15 protein-coding genes are annotated in these 19,649 nt (G+C 63.7%); 1 reads left to right on the forward strand and 14 read right to left on the reverse strand.

The window, feature by feature from the left end; translation table 11 throughout:
• Position 1 precedes the first annotated feature (1 nt).
• From OHD62_RS09030 to OHD62_RS09045, 4 genes are all read right to left on the reverse strand, one after another.
• Positions 2-1,540, reverse strand: a complete 1,539-nt coding sequence (locus OHD62_RS09030) for a trimethylamine methyltransferase family protein (protein WP_263782164.1) — start codon at positions 1,538-1,540, stop codon at positions 2-4.
• Between the two features lie 69 nt (positions 1,541-1,609).
• Positions 1,610-3,757, reverse strand: coding sequence for an FAD-dependent oxidoreductase (locus OHD62_RS09035; protein ID WP_263782165.1), 2,148 nt, complete (start codon positions 3,755-3,757; stop codon positions 1,610-1,612).
• A gap of 81 nt (positions 3,758-3,838) precedes the next feature.
• Positions 3,839-4,372 carry a cytochrome b gene (locus OHD62_RS09040; RefSeq protein ID WP_263782166.1) on the reverse strand — a complete coding sequence of 178 codons (534 nt, stop codon included), beginning with the start codon at positions 4,370-4,372 and terminating at the stop codon, positions 3,839-3,841.
• Positions 4,353-4,829: a MarR family winged helix-turn-helix transcriptional regulator gene (locus OHD62_RS09045; protein WP_263782167.1), complete on the reverse strand. Its 477-nt coding sequence runs from the start codon at positions 4,827-4,829 to the stop codon at positions 4,353-4,355. Before OHD62_RS09045 ends, OHD62_RS09040 begins: the two co-directional genes overlap by 20 nt.
• 97 nt (positions 4,830-4,926) lie before the next feature.
• Between OHD62_RS09045 and OHD62_RS09050 the strand changes: the two genes are divergently transcribed.
• Complete coding sequence (locus OHD62_RS09050) at positions 4,927-5,295, forward strand: antibiotic biosynthesis monooxygenase family protein (protein WP_263782168.1); 369 nt, start codon at positions 4,927-4,929, stop codon at positions 5,293-5,295.
• A gap of 147 nt (positions 5,296-5,442) precedes the next feature.
• Here the strand turns inward: OHD62_RS09050 and OHD62_RS09055 are convergent, their stop codons facing one another.
• The 10 genes from OHD62_RS09055 to OHD62_RS09100 form a co-directional block, all read right to left on the reverse strand.
• On the reverse strand, positions 5,443-7,152 hold the full coding sequence (locus OHD62_RS09055; RefSeq protein ID WP_263782169.1) for an APC family permease: 1,710 nt from the start codon (positions 7,150-7,152) through the stop codon (positions 5,443-5,445).
• Between the two features lie 231 nt (positions 7,153-7,383).
• On the reverse strand, positions 7,384-9,753 hold the full coding sequence (locus tag OHD62_RS09060) for a DUF1989 domain-containing protein (RefSeq protein ID WP_263782170.1): 2,370 nt from the start codon (positions 9,751-9,753) through the stop codon (positions 7,384-7,386).
• 345 nt (positions 9,754-10,098) lie between these two features.
• Positions 10,099-10,722: a sarcosine oxidase subunit gamma gene (locus tag OHD62_RS09065; RefSeq protein WP_263782171.1), complete on the reverse strand. Its 624-nt coding sequence runs from the start codon at positions 10,720-10,722 to the stop codon at positions 10,099-10,101.
• A complete protein-coding gene (locus OHD62_RS09070) occupies positions 10,715-13,696 on the reverse strand; it encodes a sarcosine oxidase subunit alpha (protein ID WP_263782172.1) in 2,982 nt (993 codons plus the stop codon). The genes OHD62_RS09065 and OHD62_RS09070 overlap by 8 nt, the downstream gene beginning before the upstream one ends.
• Positions 13,696-13,971 (reverse strand): sarcosine oxidase subunit delta, encoded by a 276-nt coding sequence (locus OHD62_RS09075; RefSeq protein ID WP_263782173.1) that lies wholly within the window; start codon positions 13,969-13,971, stop codon positions 13,696-13,698. Before OHD62_RS09075 ends, OHD62_RS09070 begins: the two co-directional genes overlap by 1 nt.
• A 17-nt stretch (positions 13,972-13,988) precedes the next feature.
• On the reverse strand, positions 13,989-15,242 hold the full coding sequence (locus OHD62_RS09080) for a sarcosine oxidase subunit beta family protein (protein ID WP_263782174.1): 1,254 nt from the start codon (positions 15,240-15,242) through the stop codon (positions 13,989-13,991).
• Between the two features lie 36 nt (positions 15,243-15,278).
• The gene (glnT, locus tag OHD62_RS09085; protein ID WP_263782175.1) at positions 15,279-16,586 is read right to left on the reverse strand and encodes a type III glutamate--ammonia ligase; all 1,308 of its coding nucleotides are present in this window, start codon (positions 16,584-16,586) and stop codon (positions 15,279-15,281) included.
• A gap of 36 nt (positions 16,587-16,622) precedes the next feature.
• On the reverse strand, positions 16,623-17,951 hold the full coding sequence (locus OHD62_RS09090) for an FMN-binding glutamate synthase family protein (RefSeq protein ID WP_263782176.1): 1,329 nt from the start codon (positions 17,949-17,951) through the stop codon (positions 16,623-16,625).
• Between the two features lie 6 nt (positions 17,952-17,957).
• Complete coding sequence (locus tag OHD62_RS09095) at positions 17,958-18,689, reverse strand: GXGXG domain-containing protein (RefSeq protein ID WP_263782177.1); 732 nt, start codon at positions 18,687-18,689, stop codon at positions 17,958-17,960.
• Positions 18,690-18,693: 4 nt separating this feature from the next.
• Positions 18,694-19,590: a class II glutamine amidotransferase gene (locus OHD62_RS09100; protein WP_263782178.1), complete on the reverse strand. Its 897-nt coding sequence runs from the start codon at positions 19,588-19,590 to the stop codon at positions 18,694-18,696.
• Positions 19,591-19,649: the final 59 nt, after the last annotated feature.

Genomic DNA, 19,649 nt, shown 5'->3' on the forward strand with positions numbered 1-19,649 from the left:
TTCAATTCAGCGGCGAACCGCCCTCGCGCTTGCGGCGCTCCATATAGTCGCGCAGCGCCTCGTCGATGCCGGGATCGATCGGCGGCTGCTCGTATTCGGCGACCATGCGTTTCCAGACGACGTTGGCCCGCTCGCGCGCCGTCACCTGGCCACGCTCCATCCAGGTGTCGTAATTGTCCCAGTTCGACACCAGCGGCGAATAGAACGCCCGCTCATAGCGCTGCATCGTGTGCGCGGCGCCGAAGAAATGCCCGGCAGGGCCGACCTCGCGCACCGCTTCCAGCGCCAGCGTGTCGATATCGACCACCGGCGGGTCGAAATAGGCGCACATCATCTGCAGCATCTCGGCGTCGATCACCAGTTTCTCGAACGATGCCGTCAAGCCGCCGCCGAGCCAGCCGGCCGCATGCAGCACCAGATTGGCGCCGCCCATCAGGCAGCCCCATAGCGACATCGCGCTCTCATAGGCGGCTTGCGCGTCGACCGAGTTGGCGGCGGTGACGTTGCTTGAGCGGAACGGCACGCCGATCAGCCGGCAGAGCTGGCCGGTGATCTGTGCGGCCTGCGTGTATTCGGGCGTACCGAAGGCCGGCGCGCCGGTCTTCATGTCGACATTGGAGGTGAAGCCGCCATACATCACCGGCACGCCGGGGCGCACGATCTGGGTCAGCACGATGCCGGCCAGCGCTTCGGCATGCTGCTGCGACAGCGCGCCTGCCAGCGTCACCGGGCTCATCGCGCCGGCCAGCGTGAACGGCGTGATGACATTGACCTGGCCATGCTCGGCCAGCGCGATCAGCCCTTCGGCCATCGGCTCGTCGAGCTGCAACGGCGAGTTGGTGTTGATGATGCCGGTGAAGACAGGCATCTCTTGGGCAAGATTTTCGCGCGTCGTGCCGAGCGATATCGCCACCATCTCCAGCGCATCGATAGCCCGTCCGCGGCCGAGCGCCTGCGGCTGCCAGTTCTTGTCGAGCAGCGTGATCTCGGCATAGTAAAGATCGAGGTGGCGCGTATTCTGGTGCAGGTCGAGCGGCTCGAACGGCCCGCCGCCTTCCTGGTGCAGCACGTTGAACGACTGGATCAGCTTCAGGTAGTCGCACATCTCGGCATAGGTGCCGGGACGGCGGCCGCGATCATTGTCCATGACATAGGCCGGTCCGCCGACCGACGACAGGATGCAGTGCCGTCCGCCCACCTTGACGTTCTTCGCCGGATTGCGGGCGCGCAATTCGAAGGATGACGGCACCATGGCAATGCGCTCCATGACCATGGCGCGGTCGAAGCGCACCCGCATCTCGCCTTCGTCGACATCGCAGCCGGCCGAGCGATAGAGTTGGCGCGCCTGCGGCTGCAGCACTCGCATGCCGATTTCCTCTAGGATGGTGAGACCCATCTCGTGGATCGTCTGCACCTGGTCGGCTGACAGGATCTCGATCGGTGCGTAGGGCCGCGTCAGTTGCTTCCACGGCCGCTGTGCGATGCCGCCGACTTCGCGTTGCGGGCGGCCGGGTCTGCGACGTGCCGTGATGCGTTCCATGGCGTCCTAGAACTCCTTGTTTGACGCAATTCCCTAGGGAAAGCGCAACGCGCTTTTCCTGAAATTGCTCTATTCGGCTGCCGTTCGCATGTCGAAATCCGCCACCGCATCGACGATGGGCGTGTCGCGGCGGTAGGGCTGCCAGCGGACGTTAGCGCCGATCTCGCGAGCGAGCTTGTGACCGCTGTGGACTGCATGGACGATGGCGCCCGGGGCCAGTGCGTCGCCGATGCGATCGACGCTGCGGATGCCGGCGGCCACAAGCGCGCCCGCGCGTTCCGTCAGCGTCTCGAAGAGTTCGCCGCGCGGCAATCTCAGCCCGACGATCACCACCGAGCGGCAGGCCACGCTTGTCTCCTCGGCGGTGAACAGATGCGCCAGCGTCGCTGTCTCGCCATCGAAGGACTTCAGCAGATGCAGTGTGGTCACCGCCACCTTGCGTCGCGCCAGCGCCCGATGCACCAGGGGCAATTCGTTGGTCATGATCGTCCATGCCGAGGCCTGGCCTGCCGGCGTCACGTAGCTGACCGGTATGCCCTGTGCGGCCAGATGCTCGGTGAGAACGCCGCCCATGTAATAATTATCGAAATCGAAGACGAGGGTTGGCCCCTTTGGAAGCCGGCCGCTGGCGATGTCGTCCGGGGTGAAAACATCGGGATGGTCGAGCCGGCCGACCGGAATCTCCAGCGAGGAATAGAGCATGTCAGTCCAGCGCGCGCCGGTGGCCAGCACCACCCGATCCGGGGCCAGGTCGACAATCTCGTCCGCGCCGAGAACACTCTCGGCATAGAGCGATACATTGCTCATCTCGTTGAGACGCCCCAGCCGGTAGTCGACCACGCGGTTCCAGGCCGAGAGGCCGGGCAGCGTCTTCTCGAAGGTCAGACGCCCACCGAAAGTCCGGCTGCTGTCGGCGAGCGTGACCTCATGGCCGCGACGGCCGAGCGTCAGCGCGCATTCGAGCCCGGCCGGACCGCCGCCGACAATGAGAATGCGTTCAGGCCTGTCAGCGCGATCGGCGCGTTCGGGGTGCCAGCCGCGCCGCCACTCTTCGCCCGCGGTCGGGTTCTGGGTGCAGCGTACCGGCACGCCGTCGTGCCAGCTCGAAATACAGATGTTGCAGCCGATGCACTCGCGGATCTCGGCCTCGCGGCCCTCGCGGATCTTGTTGGGCAGGAAGGGGTCGGCGATCGATGGCCGCGCGCCGCCGATGAAGTCCAAAACGCCACGCCTGATCTGCGAGACCATGGTGTCGGGCGAGGTGAAGCGCCCGACTCCGACCACCGGCTTCCTGGTCAGCGATTTGACGAAATCGATCACCGGCTCGTGGCTGCCTTCGCCGGTGAAGCGCGACGCCGAGCAGTCCGTCGGACTGGAATCCATCTTGACGTCGAACAGGTCCGGCACATCCGCCAGCAGTTCGACCAGTTCGTGCGCCTCGGAGGGCTGGTTGCGGCCGGGCCTGCCGCGCAATTCCTCAAGACTTACCCGCAAGGCGACGCCGCAGTCCTTGCCGACGGCATCCTTTGTGACTTCGATCATCTCGCGCACGAAGCGCACCCGGTTCTCGATAGAGCCGCCATAACAGTCGGAGCGATGATTGTATTCCGGCAGCAGGAACTCGTAGCCGAGATAGCCCATGCCGGCATAGACATAGACGATGTCAAAGCCGGCCGTGCGCGCCTTGCGCGCCGCTTCCGCCTGGCATCTCAGCACCTCGCGTATATCGGCCTTGTCCATCGTCTTCGGCCTGAGATTGCCCATGAAGCCGACATGCGTGGCCATCCATGGAATTCCGGACGGTGACAGCGGCGGCAGGCGGCTTGTCTTGTTCATCACCGATGCGCCGCCATGCCATAGCTCCACGCCGGCAAGCGCGCCGTGGCGGTGCGCCGCCTCCGTCATCAGCGCATGCGCGCGGATATCGTTGCCGTCCCACAGGGTCGCGAAAGGCAGCGGTGCATCGTCGGAGCTGGGGTCGATCGAACAGGCGCCGGTGCAGATCACGCCCCATCCACCCTCGGCCTTGGCCTCACGAAAGGCCGCGCGAACCCGCGGCAGCGCATTGGTCATGCCGCTGGCGTGCGGCACCTGGTAGAAGCGGTTCGGCGCCGTGACAGGCCCGATGCGCACCGGTTCGAACAGGATCTCGTAGCGGGGATTGCACTGCATCTGGGCTTCGAGAATATGGTTGTTGAACGATCGTACAACAAGCATATTCTCGCGCGTGGAATAACGCAATGGCCTAGCGGCGCCGGCTCGCAATCTTGGAAGATTGAGCTTTTTCGACTTGTTTGATCAGCCGCCGAACCACATCCGCCGCAGCAGGCGATCGCGGCGAACGAACTGGTGGTAGAGAGCCGCTCCGGCATGAAACACCAGCAGCGCGACAAGCAAGAATCCACCCAGGCCATGAGGTGCGCGCGGCGCATAATCAGTGAAGTTCGGCAATCTGGCGTCAGGCAGGCCGAAGATTGCGGAGGCCGCGCCACTCAGGATCACCATCCCGGCACCGCTGGCGATCATGCCGAAAATGACGACATAGAAGGCCACATGGACGCTGCGTGCGATCCGTTCCTGCCAGGCGGGCAGTCCCGCCACGGGGCGCGGCCTCAGATCGAAGCGCCACCACCAGACAATGCGGAATGCCGTAAGAAACAGAATCATGATCGCGATTGGAATGTGGAAACGCAGGACACCAGCTTTGGTGGCCGCATCCATGGCGTTGGCGGCGCGGAAGCCAGAGCCGAGCAGGGCCAGGATCAGGATGGCGCTCAGCCAGTGAATGGAGACCGCTACGGTGCCGTAGCGGTCAGGCCTGCTCATCTGCATCCACGTCTCTCTCAAGTTTCCGGCGCAGCGTCATCATGACCCTGTGCATCGTGTTGATGTCCCTGACCGAGAGCCCGTCCGCGAGGTTGTTGATCCAGGGCGCCTGCAAGCGCATCGCGGCGTCGAAGGCCTGTCTTCCCTTGCCGGTCAGAACAACCAGTTGCGCTCGCTGGTGATGCGGATTGGCCTCGAATGCGACGAGCCCTTCTCTATGCAGGTCGTTGACGATCCGCTGCACGTTCTGGCGGTTGGCGCCAAGATCACGTGCCAGCCAGGCGACCGGCTGCGGCCGTTCGGCGATGACGATGGCGCCGAGAACCTGCCAACGGGCGCTCGTCAGGCCAAGGCCGGCGACCAGCCTGTCTCCTGCGGTTTGCATCCGGCTGTTGAGTCTGAATAGGTCGAGAATGAGGTCGTTCAAGGCATTGGCGGCCGGGGTTCGATCGGTATCGTTCATTTGTCATCCTATATCGATATTGACATCGTGATGTCAAGTTGGTATGTATGCATCATAACAGAGTGACATCATAACACCAATTAGATGGAGCCTTATCATGACGCAGATGCGCCCAATGGACCCTGCCTTTCCCATTGACCGTCAGGTCGCGATCGATGCAACCGCCGTCGTGCTGGTCAACCTTTTCACGCTCGATGAGGCAGACGAGCAGACCTTCCTCCGGGTGTGGCAGGACGATGCTGCATTCATGAAGCAGCAGCCGGGCTTCATCTCGACCCAGCTTCACCGAGCGATCGGCGAAAGCCCCACTTACCTGAATTCTGCCGTGTGGGAATCGACTGCCGCCTTCCGGGCCGCGTTCACGCATCCGGAATTCAGGGCCAAAATCTCCGCCTATCCGTCCTCGGCAGTCGCTTCCCCGCATTTGTTCCAGAAGGTCGCGGTGCCGGGCATCTGTGTCGCATAGCCTGAGCTGACCGTCGGTGCGGAAAAGCGCATCGTCGAACAAAGAGGCAGAGCCTGAACCATCCGGGATGGTTCAGGCTCTGTCGGGATGGTTCGGAAGCGAGAGGATCGAGCGCGTCGCTATGCGCCCGATCCATTCAGCCTGCCGTCAGATGACGAAAAACCAGTTGGCCAGCAGCATCACCACCACGCCGGCAACCAGCGTCAGATAGGGCAGGATGCCCGCCTTCTTGACCCTGAGGTCCGACGACTTCATGCCAAGGTCGGCCAGCATATGGTCAGGGAATTTACCCTTGTCCTGGACGTAGTGCCGGAAGCAGAACACCGGGATGATCAGGGCGGCGGTGATCAGACCGGCCCACAGCGCCATCGGGTTCCAGACCTTGGCGCCGGCGCCCATGAAGATCGCATTGACATAGGCGAAGATCGCACCGACGCCGAGCAGCCAACTCGGCGCGCGCCATGGCCGCTCGATATGACCATTGTCGATGCGGTGGATCCAGCCGGCATTGAGGTTGAGGAAGTTGAAGATGATGTAGCCGCAATTCGACACGGCGAGGATAAAGAAGAAGCTGGTCGCGTCGGCGGAGGCGATGGCCAGCACGATCAGGTTGAAGATCAGGTCGGTCCACATCGCCCGCGTCGGCGCGCCATGCTCGTTGACATGGCTGAGGTAGCGCGGCAGCCAGCCATCGACCGAGCCCTGGTAGAGCGTGCGCGAGGAGCCGGCCATCGCCGTCATGATGCACAGCACCAGCGCCAGGATCATCAGCATCACCAGCAGGCTGTGGATCAGATTTCCGCCACCCACCATGCCGGCCAAGGCATCGGCAACGCCCGAGCCGTCGACGATCGGCGTCGCCAGCATGCCGTTGAGGCCGAGCACGCCCTGGAAGGTGAACGGCACCAGGATGAACAGCAGCATGCAGAGCAGGCCGGAGTAGAAGATGGCCTTGAACGTGTCGGTGCCGGGGTTCTTGAACTCGGACGTGTAGCAGACGGCGGTCTCGAAACCGTAGGTCGACCACGCCGCGATGAACATGCCGCCAAGCACGAGTGTCCAGCCGGCGATGTTCCACGCGCCGGGCTCTGGCGCGTAGGCCGCCGCCAGCGGCACCAGTGGCGAGAAATTCGCCCAATTGATCTGGCCGGTGAAGATCGGCACCAGGCCGACGATCAGCATCGGGATGATAACCAGCAGGCCGATATATTTCTGCACATTGGCCGTGCCCAGGATGCCGCGATGCTGGATGGAGAAGATGATCAGCATCAGCAGCGCGCCGATGAAGAAGGTGGCGTTGAAGGTGAAGGAGACCGGCCCTAGCGTGTGACCGTAGAGTGTCCAGCTGCGGATCGCCGGCGTGGCGGCGGCGGTCACCGCCGCAATCGCGTCGGCAGCGCTCGTTCCGGCATGCGCCGCGATATAGGCCACCACTTCCGGCGAGGTGTCGGTGAAGATTGGCAGCGGCGCCAGCGCGTTGAGGATATAGGCGGCGGCGATCGAACAGCCGAGCGACAGCACCGGCGACCAGGCGAACCAGTTGCACCACACCGAAAGCGGCGCGATGAACTTGGAATAGCGCAGCCAGGCGGTGGCGCCGTAGATCGAGGCGCCGCCGGACTTGTTCGGAAACAGCCCGGCGATCTCCGCATAGGTGAAGGACTGCAGGAAGCCCATGATCATGGACACGGTCCAGATCAGGAAGGCCAGCGTGCCGGTGGTGCCGGCAATGCCGCCGATCGAAAACAGGACAAGGGCGGGAACGCCGCTTGCCACCCAGAAGGCGCCACGCCAGTCAATGTGCCTGAGCAGCTTGCCTTCGACAGGCTGCTCCAGGGCAGTCGTTATCGTGCTCATGTGTTTGGCTTCCCCATTGGTTATTCCCGTGGCGACGGCCCCGGCTGCACGGAGCTCAATCGTCATTTCAACGACCGCGTGTGTTTCCGCTCAGTCGTATTTTTTTCTTAACAGTAAAGATTGATCCGCCGCGCTTTCACGTCAAGCGTTTTGTGAGCTTGTACACATCACGCTTGCGAACCGGCCAGCGGGCACCGCCGACAAGCCAATTGCACGCTTGGGGTGCTGCCGTCAGGAGCGTGGCCTGGTCTTCTGCGGATCGTAATGCGCAAAGGCCACGACTCGCGCCGGCAGCCGCTTGGCATGCCCGTCGAGTTTGCCGATCTCGACTTGCGTGCCGATGGCCGCATGGGTCACGTCGAGCCTTGCCAGCGCGATGTTCTTGTTCAGCACCGGCGAGCGCATGCCCGAGGTGACGACGCCGATCTGGGCGCGGCCGACATGCACGCAATCGCCATGGCCGACGGCCGCATTGGCATCGATATCGAGGCCCACCAGCTTTGTCTGGGGGTGCTCCTTGCGCCTTATCAGCGCCTCGCGGCCGATGAAATCGTCGGTCTTGGTCTTCAGCGGCACGGTGAAGCCGATGCCGGCCTCGAACGGGTCGGTCTGGTCGGAGAATTCGTATCCGGCGAAGATCAGCCCGGCCTCGATACGCACCATGTCGAGCGCCTGCAGCCCCATCGGCTTCAACCCATGCGGCTGGCCGGCCTCCCAGATGGCGTCGAACACTTTTTCGGCGTCGCGCGGATGGCACCAGATCTCGTAGCCGAGCTCACCGGTATAGCCGGTGCGCGAGACGACGACCGGAATGCCGTTGCCGCCGCCGATGCGGGCAACCGCGAAGCGGAACCATTCGAGCTCGTCGATCGAGGGCTGCAGTGGCGAGGTCCAGATAACGTCCCTCAATATGTCGCGGCTCTTCGGCCCTTGCACGGCGACATTGTGCATCTGGTCGGTCGATGAACGCACCAGCACGTTGAGGCCAAGTTTTGTCGCTGTCTCGCGCAGCCATTCGCCGGACAGATCGTCGCCGCCGACCCAGCGGAAATTGTCCTTGCCGAGTCTGAGCAGCGTGCCGTCGTCGATCATGCCGCCATGCTCGTAGCACATGGCCGAATAGACGACCTGGCCGACGCCGAGCTTCTTGACATCACGGGTCAACGTGTATTGCAGCAATGCTTCCGAATCCGGCCCGGTGACCTCGAATTTGCGCAGCGGCGACAGGTCCATGATCACGGCATCCTGCCGGCAGGCCCAGTATTCGTCGATGGGACCTTGCTTGGCGAAGGAGTTGGCCAGCCAGTAGCCCCTGTACTCGACGAAATTGCGGGTGTGCTTGGCAAAGCTCGAATGAAAGGCGGTCTCGCGGGTCATTTTCGGTTCCGAATCGGGCGTCATGCGTCTGGCGATCGCTCGCGAGAATTTGTGCTGGCCGGAATAGGTGCGCACATGGATGTCGGTCAGGTTCCAGCCATTGGCCGGCGTCGTGTCGTCGGGGCAGGCGGAGGAAACGCAGACGATGTCGGTGAGCGCGCGCAGCAGCACATAGTCGCCCGGCCGCGACCACGGCTCATCGGACACCATCACGCCATGCGCGTCGATTGCCGTGTTGAAGAAGAAGTTGATCGCCATCCAGCCGGCGCGGGGCGTGACGCCCTTGTCGGCCAGCGCGCGGTTGAAATTCTCCGAGCAGTTGGTGTGTCCGGGATAGCCGATGTCGTCGTAGTACTTGGCGGCGCAGGCGAGCGCGAAGGCATCGTGCCGGCCGCACGTGTCCTGCACCACCTCGACCAGCGGTTCCATGTCCTGGTCATAGTATTTCGAATGCAGCCCGGGCATCGGATAGCTCGCGCCCATCAGCGTGCGGGTCGTTGTCACATCGAGCGGATGGTCGCGGCCCTTGTCCAGCTTGCGCGCCGAAAAGCACTGGAAGTCGGTGCACTGGCGCCCGTCGACATCGATGATCTGCAAATAGTCGCCCGCCTTGACGAAATAGGATTCCGCCGTCGCTGAATGGACGCGAAGGTCGAGCACCGGATCGGCGAGTGGGTCGCCAAGCTGCGACTTCGTCGCCGGGCGGATAACAGCGCGCCGCACGATGACGCTGAGCGGTGTCGCCGTGTCGTGGCCGTCGACCAGCATCGGACCGCCCGGGGCAGCAATGATCAGCGACCCATCTCGCGCGACGGTAAAACCCTGTTCGGTTCCGGCCGGCGTCGTGCCGCCGAACACGCGCACCGCCTTGGCCTGATCGAGCTGCACGTGCCGCCGATCGAGCCCGCGGCGCAGGGAAGCGAGACTGTCGTCGCCCTCCGCCAGCAGCGCCTTGATGCCGGCGGCATTGCTGTTCGATTTTTCACCGAAGATGCCGGGATCGGTCACGCCGGTCTTGTCCCAGGCCAACAGCTCGCAGGCCTGCCCGCCCTCGACATTGCGCACCGTGACCGTGTCGCCGGCCTCGACCTCGATGAGCACCGCGCCATTGCCCTGGATCGTGTAGCGCTCCATGCCGGGCGGCAATGCGATCTGGCCGGGCCGCAGGATGATGCTTGGCCGGGGTGGTCCGGCTGCAACAGCGGGGTAGGGCGACTGGCTCATTGCGACCCTATGTTTCGAGAAACAAGTTTGCCTGTGTGTAAAATTATTTTAGCAGCAAGAATAGCAGCGAGGTTGGATTTGGCAAGGTGGAGCAACTGTCTTCGCGCAAGCACTTGGGTTTGAATTCGCCGCTCGGTCTTGTCTTCCGACGTCGGCGCTGCCCCTCATCTGGCTGCCGCCATCTTCGCCCCGTAAACGGGGCGAAGGACGCTCCCATCGCCGCTTTCGCCAATCATCAGCGCTGCGGAGATGGCGCGGCGTAACGGCCAGCTTCTTTCTCCCCGTTTACGGGAGAAATGCCCGGCAGGGCAATGAGGGGCGGCGCCAAGATCGACAACTGGCGAGCTAAAATTCCTCCGAATGGCTGATAGCAACGCCATATTCAGCGGCCGAGTCCAGCATCGTATGCCAGAGGCTCTCGGCGAAAGTCGCGAACACCAGAACGTTGAACACAGCCTGTCCGTTCAGGCCGTCATCACCACGCCAGAGCGTGACGCTGGTATGGTCCATCGAGGTTGCGGCGGCGGCGCCAACCGGGAACGCATCAGGGTGAAGATCGATCGACGACAACTTGGCGAGCACCGCGCGCGCCTTGGCACCGGAAATGCTGATCAGCGCCCGCGCGTGCGACTGGTCGGACAGTGAGGCGGAAGATGCAAAGGCTTGGCTGAGCTGGTTGATCGCATGCTTGCCGCCTTTCGACAGCACGAGGAACTGGTCCGGTCCGGACCAGATCAACGCGGCATCGGAAGTCTGCACCGCCTTTGGCGTTTCCGGAGCCGCGACACCAAGGCGTGCCTTCGCTGCCGTGGCCACCTCGGTCGCCTTGCCGCGCCGTGCCATCACTTGGATGAGGTCGAAATTGCGGATCTCTGTCAGCGACACGCCGGCTTCACCAGACGCGCCATAAGGCCCGGCGACAAGAGCGTGCTCCAGCGGACTGCGGACAACCCAGGAAAACTCAACCACGCTGGCGCCCTCCTTCCGGATCGTAGAAGACGGGATTGCAGAGCTCGACATCGTAGCCTTCGCCGCGCAGCGGATCATGAGCATGGACGATCTCGCCGATGCGTTCGCGGCCGCGTTCGACCAGGCCGAGCCCGATCCACTGATCGAGCGTCGGCGAGAAACAGACCGAGGTGACGTAACCCTGGTCGTTGCCCGGGCCAGGGATCTCGCCCTTCGGAATGATATGCGCGCCCGAACGCAGGCGGCTTGCCTTGTCCGTCGGCTTGATGCCGACGACGACCTGCCGGTTCGGCGCGACGAGGGCTTCGCGCCCAGCCATGATGCGGCCGACGAAATCCTTCTTGGTCGACATCATCTTGCCCAAGCCCAGATCGGCGGCGGTCGTCGTGCCGCTCAGTTCCGGCCCGGCGACATGGCCCTTTTCGATGCGCATGACGCCAAGCGCTTCGGTGCCGTAAGGCGTCACCCCGAATGGCGCGCCGGCCTGCATCAGATTGCGCACCAGCGCGTCGCCATAGCGCGCCGGCACGGAAATCTCGAACGCCATCTCGCCGGAAAACGAGATGCGGAACAGCCGCGCCTTGATGCCGCCGCGTAGCGCCACTTCGCGCGCGCCCATGAAGGGAAAGCCTTCGTTCGACAGATCCTCGCCCGGATCGACGATCTCTCGGAGCAGGTCGCGCGTCTTGGGTCCGGCGATCGAGAACTGCGCCCATTGGTCGGAGACCGATGTCAACTGCACGTCGAACTCGGGAAAGAGCACCTGCCGGCAGAATTCGAGATGCTGCATCACCGGCCCGGCCTTGGCGGTGGTGGTGGTCAGGAAATAATGGTCCTCGGCCAGCCGCGATGTGGTGCCGTCGTCATAGACCATGCCGTCCTCGCGCAGCATCAGCCCGTAGCGCGCCTTGCCGACGGCAAGATTTGAGAACGTGTTGATGTAGACGCGGTCGAGGAAGGCGCCGGCATCGGGGCCATGCACATCGATCTTGCCGAGCGTCGAGACATCGCAGAAGCCGACGCCGCCACGCACCGCCTTGACTTCGCGGGTGACGGAGTCCAGCCAGTCCTTCTCGCCGGCGCGCGGATACCATTGCGCGCGCTTCCACAGGCCCGTATCGACAAAGATCGCACCCTGTTCAGCCGCCCAGTGGTGCGACGGCGTCAGCCGGGTCGCATGGAAATTTTCGTCGCGATGATGGCCGGCGAAGGCGCCGATGGCGACCGGCACGTAAGGAGGCCGATAGATCGTCGTGCCGGTCTCGGGAATGGACTTGCCTGACACGGCAGCCATGATGGCGAGGCCGGCGACATTCGAGGTCTTGCCCTGGTCGGTGGCCATGCCGAGCGTCGTGTAGCGCTTCAGATGCTCGACCGATTCAAAGCCCTCGCGCTGCGCCAGCTCGATGTCTGAAGCAGTGACGTCGTGCTGTTGGTCGACAAAGGCCTTGCCCTTGCCGGCGACGTGCCAGAGCGGGTTCAGCGAGAACGCCTCATCCTCGGCGACCGGTGTCAGACCAGCCTTGCCGCTGCGCCCGGCATCCCGTGCGGCTTGCGCGCCTGCCGCAAAGCCCTGGCTCAGGCAGGCGCCGAGACCGAAAACGCCGTTGGCAGCACCCACTGCCACCATGCCCGGCGGAGCGCCATCCGGCACGAAGGCTGCGATATCGTCCTGCCATTTCGGCCGGCCGCGATGGTAGGAGGTCAGAGCGACCGCCGGGTTCCAGCCGCCGGAGACGGCGAGCCCGTCGGCCTCAACTTCGGCGCGGGCGCCGCCCGTCAACGACACCGAGATCTTCCTGACACCGTCCCTGCCGCCATCGACTGCGGCGACCGAACCGTTCAGCACCGGAAAGCCGCCTTTCGAGGCAAGCGAGCGATGAGCAGCCGATACATCAGGCCGTGCGTCGACGACTGCCGCGATCTGCAATCCCGCGCCGAGCGCGGTCTCGACCGTGCGCCAGCCATCCTCATTGTTGGTGAACAGCGCGACGCGTTTTGCCGGTGTCGCCGCATAGCGCGCGACATAGGTCCGCATTGCCGACGCCATCATCACGCCGGGCGTATCGTTGCCGGCAAAGACGATCGGCCGTTCGATGGCGCCGGCCGCGACCACGCAGCGCTTGGCCACGATCCGCCACAGCCGCTGCCGCACCTGGTGCTCGGGCGGCGAGGGCAGATGGTCGTTGACCCGTTCGATCGCGCCATAGGTGCCGCCATCATAGACACCGAACAGCGTCGTGCGGGTCATGATGCGGACATCGGGGAGTGCCGCGAGTTCCGCCAGCGCGCGCGAAAGCCATTCGGCCGCCGGCATGCTGTCGATGGTGCCGCCATCCGACAGCAGCCGTCCGCCAAGCGCAAAATCCTCCTCGCACAGGATGACGCGTGCGCCGCTTCGGCCGGCTGCGAGCGCCGCCGCCAGTCCTGCCGGGCCGGAGCCGGCGATGAGCACGTCGCAATGTGCCCAGGCCTTGTCGTAGTGATCGGGGTCAGGAATGCCGGCGGCGCGACCGAGGCCGGCGGCGCGGCGGATCGTCGGCTCATAGATCGCTTCCCAGAATTTCGCCGGCCACATGAAGGTCTTGTAGTAGAAGCCGGCGACGAAGATCGGCGCGAACAGCTGGTTCACCGCCATCAGATCGTGGCGCAGCGACGGCCAGCGGTTCTGGCTGGCGGCTTCGAGCCCCTCATAGAGCTCCGCCGTGGTCGCCTTGGTGTTCGGTTCGCGCCGCGCGCCGCTGCGCAATTCGACCAGCGCGTTGGGCTCTTCCGAACCTGCGCTGAGGATACCGCGCGGCCGATGGTATTTGAACGAGCGGCCGACCAGCTTGACGCCATTGGCGATCAGCGCCGAGGCGAGCGTGTCACCCTGGAAGCCGGCAAAGCTTTTGCCGTCGAAACGGAAATTCAGCGGATCCGAGCGGTCGATGAGACCGCCATTGGCCAGCCGGTTTGCCTGCACGCCGGCCATCACGCGCCCACCTTCGCGGCACCGGCGCCCGCCGCCGGCTCTACCGCCGAAATCTCATGTGTCAGCGTGTTGCGGGTGATCTTCAGCCAGCTTCGGCAGCCGCCGCCATGATACCAGTGCTCGCTCATCACCCCGGCGATGTTGTCGCGCAGATAGACATAATCATAGACGGCGTCTTCGCCGGCATCCGCCGCCGGTCGTTGCGGCTTGGCATCGCCGAGATAGGTGAACTCGCCGAGTTCGCGTTCGCCGCAGAAAGGACAGACAATACGCATGATTTCCTGGCCCGTCCTCAGTGCAGGTTCGGTTGGGCGCCGACGCCCTTTTCATCGATCATCGCGCCGCGCCGGAACCTGTCGAGGCGGAACCTTGCCGCTTCCTCGTGCGATTCATCGCGCGCCAGAAGATGGGCAAAGACAAAGCCTGATCCTGGGGTTGCCTTGAAGCCGCCATAGCACCAGCCGGCGTTGAGATAGAGCCCGTCGACAGGCGTCTTGTCGATGATCGGCGTGCCGTCCATCGACATGTCCATGATACCGCCCCATTGGCGCAGCAGCCGAACGCGGCCGATCATCGGGATCAGCGCCATGCCGCCCTCGCAGACATCTTCCATCACAGGCATGTTGCCGCGCTGGGCATAGGAATTGTAGCCATCTATGTCGCCGCCGAAGACCAGCCCGCCCTTGTCGGACTGGCTGACATAGAAATGGCCCGCGCCGAAGGTCATCACATTGGGCAGTAGCGGCTTGATCGCCTCGGAGACGAAGGCCTGCAGCACATGGCTTTCGATCGGCAGGCGCAGCCCCGCCATCGAGGCGACGCGCGAGGAACTGCCGGCGACCGCCATGCCGACCTTGCCGGCGCCGATCCTGCCGCGCGAGGTCTCGACACCGGTCACCTTGCCGTTGGCATCTCTGACAAAACCGGTGACCTCGCAGTTTTGGATGATGTCGACGCCGAGTGCGCTCGCCGCATGGGCATAGCCCCAGACGACGGCATCATGTCGCGCCGTGCCACCGCGCCGCTGTAAGAGCCCGCCTTGCACCGGAAAACGCGCATTGTCGAAATTCAGGAACGGCATCATCTTCTTGACCGCGGCAAGATCGAGCAGTTCGGCGTCGATGCCGTTGATGCGCATGGTGTTGCCGCGCCGCGCATAGGCATCGCGCTGCGCGTCGGAATGATAAAGGTTGATGACGCCGCGCTGGCTGACCATCGTGTTGTAGTTGAGGTCCTGCTCCATCCGCTCCCACAGCTTCATCGACAGCTCATAGAATCCGGTGTTGCCGGGCAGCCCGTAATTGGAGCGGATGATGGTGGTGTTGCGGCCGGCATTGCCGGAGCCGATCCAGCCTTTTTCCAGCACGGCGACATTCCTGATGCCGTATTCGCTGGCGAGGAACCATGCGGTCGCCAGCCCGTGGCCGCCGCCGCCGATGACCACCACGTCGTAGCGGTCCTTCGGCGTGGCGTCGCGCCAGGTGCGTTGCCAATTCTTGTGGCCGGAAAGGGCGGCGCGGGCGAGCGAGAAGATCGAGTATTTCATTGCGTCATTCCAAGGCCGCTCGCCCCACTCCGGACATCAGATATCCAGCGTGTGGTCGCGCTCCCACTGCGTGAAGTGCGAAGCATAGGAATTCCATTCCTGGTGCTTCAGCTTTAGATAAGCCGACGAGAATTCCTCACCCAGCGCCGTCTTGAGCGATTTGTCCTTGTCGAACTCGCGCAGCGCATCGAGCAGGTTGAGCGGCAGTTTGGGCGCGCCCTTCACCGTATGGCCGAACTGGTACATGTCGATATCGTAGCGCTTGCCGGGGTCTGCCTTGGAGCGGATGCCGTCCAGCCCGGCGGCGATGATGACGGCCTGCAAGAGGTAAGGGTTGGCCGCGCCGTCGGGCAGCCTGAGTTCGAAGCGGCCGGGGCCGGGCACGCGCACCATATGGGTGCGGTTGTTGCCGGTCCAGGTCACGGTGTTCGGCGCCCAGGTCGCGCCCGAAATCGTGCGCGGCGCATTGATGCGCTTGTAGGAATTGACCGTCGGATTGGTGATTGCAGCCAGCGCCGAGGCATGCTTCATGATGCCGCCCAGGAAGTTCCTGCCTTTTGCCGACAGGCCAAGCTCCATTGCATTGTCGGCAAAGACATTGGTCTTGCCTGCCTTGTCCCACACCGAGATATGGGCATGGCAGCCATTACCGGTCAGGCCCTGGAAGGGTTTGGGCATGAAAGTTGCGCGCAGGCCATGCTTCTCGGCGATCGACTTGACCATGAACTTGAAGAAGGAGTGCTTGTCGGCGGTGGCCAGCGCGTCGTCGAAGGCCCAGTTCATCTCGAACTGGCCGTTGGCGTCCTCATGGTCGTTCTGGTAGGCGCCCCAGCCGAGCGCCAGCATATGGTCGCAGATCTCGGCGATCACGTCATAGCGGCGCATCACCGCCTGCTGGTCGTAGCAAGGTTTTGACGCCGTATCATATTCGTCGGAGATTGCCTTGCCGTCTGGTGAGATCAGGAAGAACTCCGCCTCGACGCCAGTCTTGATATGCATGCCGTCGGTCGCGGCTTCGGCGATCAGCCGCCTCAGCGTGTTGCGTGGCGTCTGGTCGACCTCCTTGTCGTCCATGATGCAGTTGGCGGCGACCCAGGCGACCTCAGGCTTCCACGGCAATTGGATGACCGAATCCGGATCCGGCACCGCCAGCATGTCCGGGTGCGCCGGTGTCAGATCCAGCCAGGTGGCAAAGCCGGCAAAGCCGGCGCCATCCTGCTGCATGTCGGCGATCGCTTGCGCCGGCACCAGCTTGGCGCGTTGCCCACCGAACAGGTCGGTGTAGGAAATCATGAAATATTTGACGCCGTTCTTCTTGGCGAAAGCGGCGAGATCGTTCCCCATTATAGTTCCTCGCTTATGTGGTATTGGCAGTCTCTGTCAGAAGCCGTTCTTCCCCGGTATCCAGTTGGTGCCGGCCAGCGGCACGCCGGCCATGGCGGCGGCTTCGATGGTGAGCGCGACGAGATCCTCGGGCTCGAGATTGTGCAGGCTGTTCTTGCCGCAGGCGCGTGCGATGGTCTGCGCTTCCAGCGTCATTACCTTCAAATAGTTTGCCAGTCGCCGTCCGGCGGCGATCGGGTCGACCCGCTTCATCAATTCGGGATCCTGCGTGGTGATGCCCGCCGGGTCGCGGCCCTCATGCCAATCGTCATAGGCGCCAGCGGTGGTGCCGAGCTCGTTATACTCCGCCTCCCAGCGCGGATCGTTGTCGCCAAGCGCGACGAGCGCCGCAGTGCCGATCGACACGGCGTCGACGCCGAGCGCCAGCGCCTTGGCGACATCGGCGCCGTTGCGGATGCCGCCGGAGACGATCAGCTGCACCTTGCGGTGCATGCCGAGATCCTGCAGCGCTTGCACCGCCGGCCTGATACAGGCAAGCGTCGGCTGGCCGACATTCTCGATGAACACTTCCTGCGTCGCGGCGGTGCCGCCTTGCATGCCGTCGACGACGACGACGTCAGCGCCCGATTTCACCGCAAGAGCAGTGTCGTAATAGGGTCGCGCGCCGCCGACCTTGACGTAGATCGGCTTTTCCCAGTCGGTGATCTCGCGCAGTTCCAGGATCTTGATCTCGAGATCGTCGGGGCCGGTCCAGTCGGGATGGCGCGAGGCCGAGCGCTGGTCGATGCCTTTCGGCAGCGTCCGCATCTCGGCGACGCGGTCTGAGATCTTCTGGCCCAGCAGCATGCCGCCTCCGCCGGGCTTGGCGCCCTGGCCGACCACCACTTCGATCGCATCGGCCCGGCGCAAATCGCGCGGGTTCATGCCGTAGCGCGATGGTAGATATTGATAGACCAGCGTCTTGGAATGGCCGCGCTCTTCCTCGGTCATGCCGCCGTCGCCGGTGGTTGTCGAGGTGCCGGAAAGCGTCGCACCCCGGCCCAACGCTTCCTTGGCCGGCCCGGACAGCGAGCCAAAACTCATGCCGGCGATGGTGATCGGAATCTTCAGCTCGATCGGCTTCTTGGCATGGCGAGAACCCAGCACGACACTGGTGTCGCAGCGCTCGCGATAGCCCTCGAGCGGATAGCGCGAGATCGAAGCGCCAAGAACCAGAAGGTCGTCGAAATGCGGCAGCTTGCGCTTGGCGCCGGCGCCGCGGATGTCATAGATGCCGGTCGCCGCGGCGCGGCGGATCTCGGAAAGCGTGTAGTCGTCGAAGGTCGCGGATTTGCGCGGGGTCGTCGGCGGGTTGCGATAAGTCATTTTGCCTCAATATGCGTCGGCATTGTCGATATTGAAATTGTAGAGCGTGCGCGCCGAGCCGTAGCGCTTGAACTCAGCCGGCTTGACGCCTGTCACCCCGGCGCGGTCGAGCAAGCCCTGCAGCAGTTCCAGATGTTCTGTCCGCATCTCCTTGGCGATGCAGTCGGCGCCAAGGCTGTTGACCTTGCCGCGCACGAACAGCCGCGCCTCATAGATGGAATCGCCCAATGCATCGCCTGCATCGCCCAGCACGACCAGATTGCCGGACTGCGCCATGAAGGCCGACATATGGCCGATATTGCCGTGCACGACGATGTCGATGCCTTTCATCGAAATGCCGCAGCGCGACGAGGCATTGCCCTCGATGACCAGCAACCCGCCACGGCCGGTGGCGCCCGCATATTGGCTGGCGTCGCCTTTGATGGTGATGGAGCCCGACATCATGTTCTCGCCGACACCTGGTCCGGCCGAGCCGTGGACGGTGATCGCGGCGCCATCGTTCATGCCGCCGCAATAATAGCCGACGCTGCCGCGCACATCGATGCTGACCGGCTGGTCGACGCCGACGGCGACCGAGTGGCTGCCTTTTGGGTTCAGCACCTCCCAGGCCGTTTCGTTCGAACCGGGGGTCAGCCTGTGAAGCGCCTGGTTGAGCTCGCGCAGCGACATCGCGTCGAGGTCGAAGACCCTGGATGCATGATCGTGCGCTGCCGTCTTTGAAAGCCTGGTTGCCGGCATCAGCTCAATGCTCCCAGAAATAGACGGTGGCGGGCTCGGGTTCCCAGACCCTCGCATTGTCTATGCCGGGCAGTTTGGTGAGCGCACGATATTCCGAGCCGAAGGCGACATACTGGTCGGTCTCGGCCATCACGGCGGGCTTGCAGGCGATCGGATCGCGCACCACGCCGAAGCCGTTCTTGGTGCCGACGACGAAGGTGAAGAAACCGTCGAGGTCGGAAAGCGTGCCTTCCAGCGCTTCGCCGAGATTCTTGCCATGCGCCATCTGCGAGGAGAGATAGGCGGCCGCCACCTCGGTGTCGTTCTCGGTCTCGAATGTCATGCCTTCGCGGACCAACTCGCGCCGGACATTATTGTGATTGGAGAGCGAGCCGTTGTGCACCAGGCACTGATCGGCGCCGGTCGAGAACGGATGCGCGCCCATCGTTGTGACAGCCGATTCCGTCGCCATGCGGGTATGGCCAATGCCATGCGTGCCGGTCATCTTGCGGACGTCGAAACGCTCGACAACCGCCTCCGGCAGACCGACTTCCTTGTAGATTTCCACCACGTCGCCGGCGCCCATGATGCGGATGTCGGGCCTGAGCGCCCGGATGGTTTCTCGCGCCTCGTCGATCTTGTCGGGCTTGGTCCTGACGACCGCGTGGGTTGACTTTACCGCCACGCTCACCGGCACGCCGATAGCCTTGGCAAGCTCGGCATCGAGACCGCGGAAATCGCGTTCCGGCTTCGCCGACTGGATGGTGATCTTGGCCTCGTTGCCGGTCGGCGCGCCGTAGATGGCGATGCCGGCGCTGTCGGGACCGCGGTCGCTGAGTGAGATCAGCATTTCCGAAAGCATGGCGCCCAACTTGGGCTCTAGCGCCTTGTCCTTCAAGAAAAGTCCGACGATTCCACACATGTCAGCCTCCGATGGTGAGTGTGATTTCGGTGCTACCAGCTTCACGAGACTTATTCAAC

It is taken from the genome of Mesorhizobium sp. YC-39, from assembly GCF_025753795.1.
In the GTDB taxonomy this organism is placed as follows: domain Bacteria; phylum Pseudomonadota; class Alphaproteobacteria; order Rhizobiales; family Rhizobiaceae; genus Mesorhizobium.

Bases quoted from the DNA above. Each gene is read 5' to 3' on its own strand.
- OHD62_RS09030 (WP_263782164.1), bottom strand. From the start codon at position 1,540: ATGGAACGCATCACGGCACGTCGCAGACCCGGCCGCCCGCAACGCGAA.
- OHD62_RS09035 (WP_263782165.1), bottom strand. From the start codon at position 3,757: ATGCTTGTTGTACGATCGTTCAACAACCATATTCTCGAAGCCCAGATG.
- OHD62_RS09040 (WP_263782166.1), bottom strand. From the start codon at position 4,372: ATGCAGATGAGCAGGCCTGACCGCTACGGCACCGTAGCGGTCTCCATT.
- OHD62_RS09045 (WP_263782167.1), bottom strand. From the start codon at position 4,829: ATGAACGATACCGATCGAACCCCGGCCGCCAATGCCTTGAACGACCTC.
- OHD62_RS09050 (WP_263782168.1), top strand. From the start codon at position 4,927: ATGACGCAGATGCGCCCAATGGACCCTGCCTTTCCCATTGACCGTCAG.
- OHD62_RS09055 (WP_263782169.1), bottom strand. From the start codon at position 7,152: ATGAGCACGATAACGACTGCCCTGGAGCAGCCTGTCGAAGGCAAGCTG.
- OHD62_RS09060 (WP_263782170.1), bottom strand. From the start codon at position 9,753: ATGAGCCAGTCGCCCTACCCCGCTGTTGCAGCCGGACCACCCCGGCCA.
- OHD62_RS09070 (WP_263782172.1), bottom strand. From the start codon at position 13,696: ATGGCCGGCGTGCAGGCAAACCGGCTGGCCAATGGCGGTCTCATCGAC.
- OHD62_RS09075 (WP_263782173.1), bottom strand. From the start codon at position 13,971: ATGCGTATTGTCTGTCCTTTCTGCGGCGAACGCGAACTCGGCGAGTTC.
- OHD62_RS09080 (WP_263782174.1), bottom strand. From the start codon at position 15,242: ATGAAATACTCGATCTTCTCGCTCGCCCGCGCCGCCCTTTCCGGCCAC.
- glnT (WP_263782175.1), bottom strand. From the start codon at position 16,586: ATGGGGAACGATCTCGCCGCTTTCGCCAAGAAGAACGGCGTCAAATAT.
- OHD62_RS09090 (WP_263782176.1), bottom strand. From the start codon at position 17,951: ATGACTTATCGCAACCCGCCGACGACCCCGCGCAAATCCGCGACCTTC.
- OHD62_RS09095 (WP_263782177.1), bottom strand. From the start codon at position 18,689: ATGCCGGCAACCAGGCTTTCAAAGACGGCAGCGCACGATCATGCATCC.
- OHD62_RS09100 (WP_263782178.1), bottom strand. From the start codon at position 19,590: ATGTGTGGAATCGTCGGACTTTTCTTGAAGGACAAGGCGCTAGAGCCC.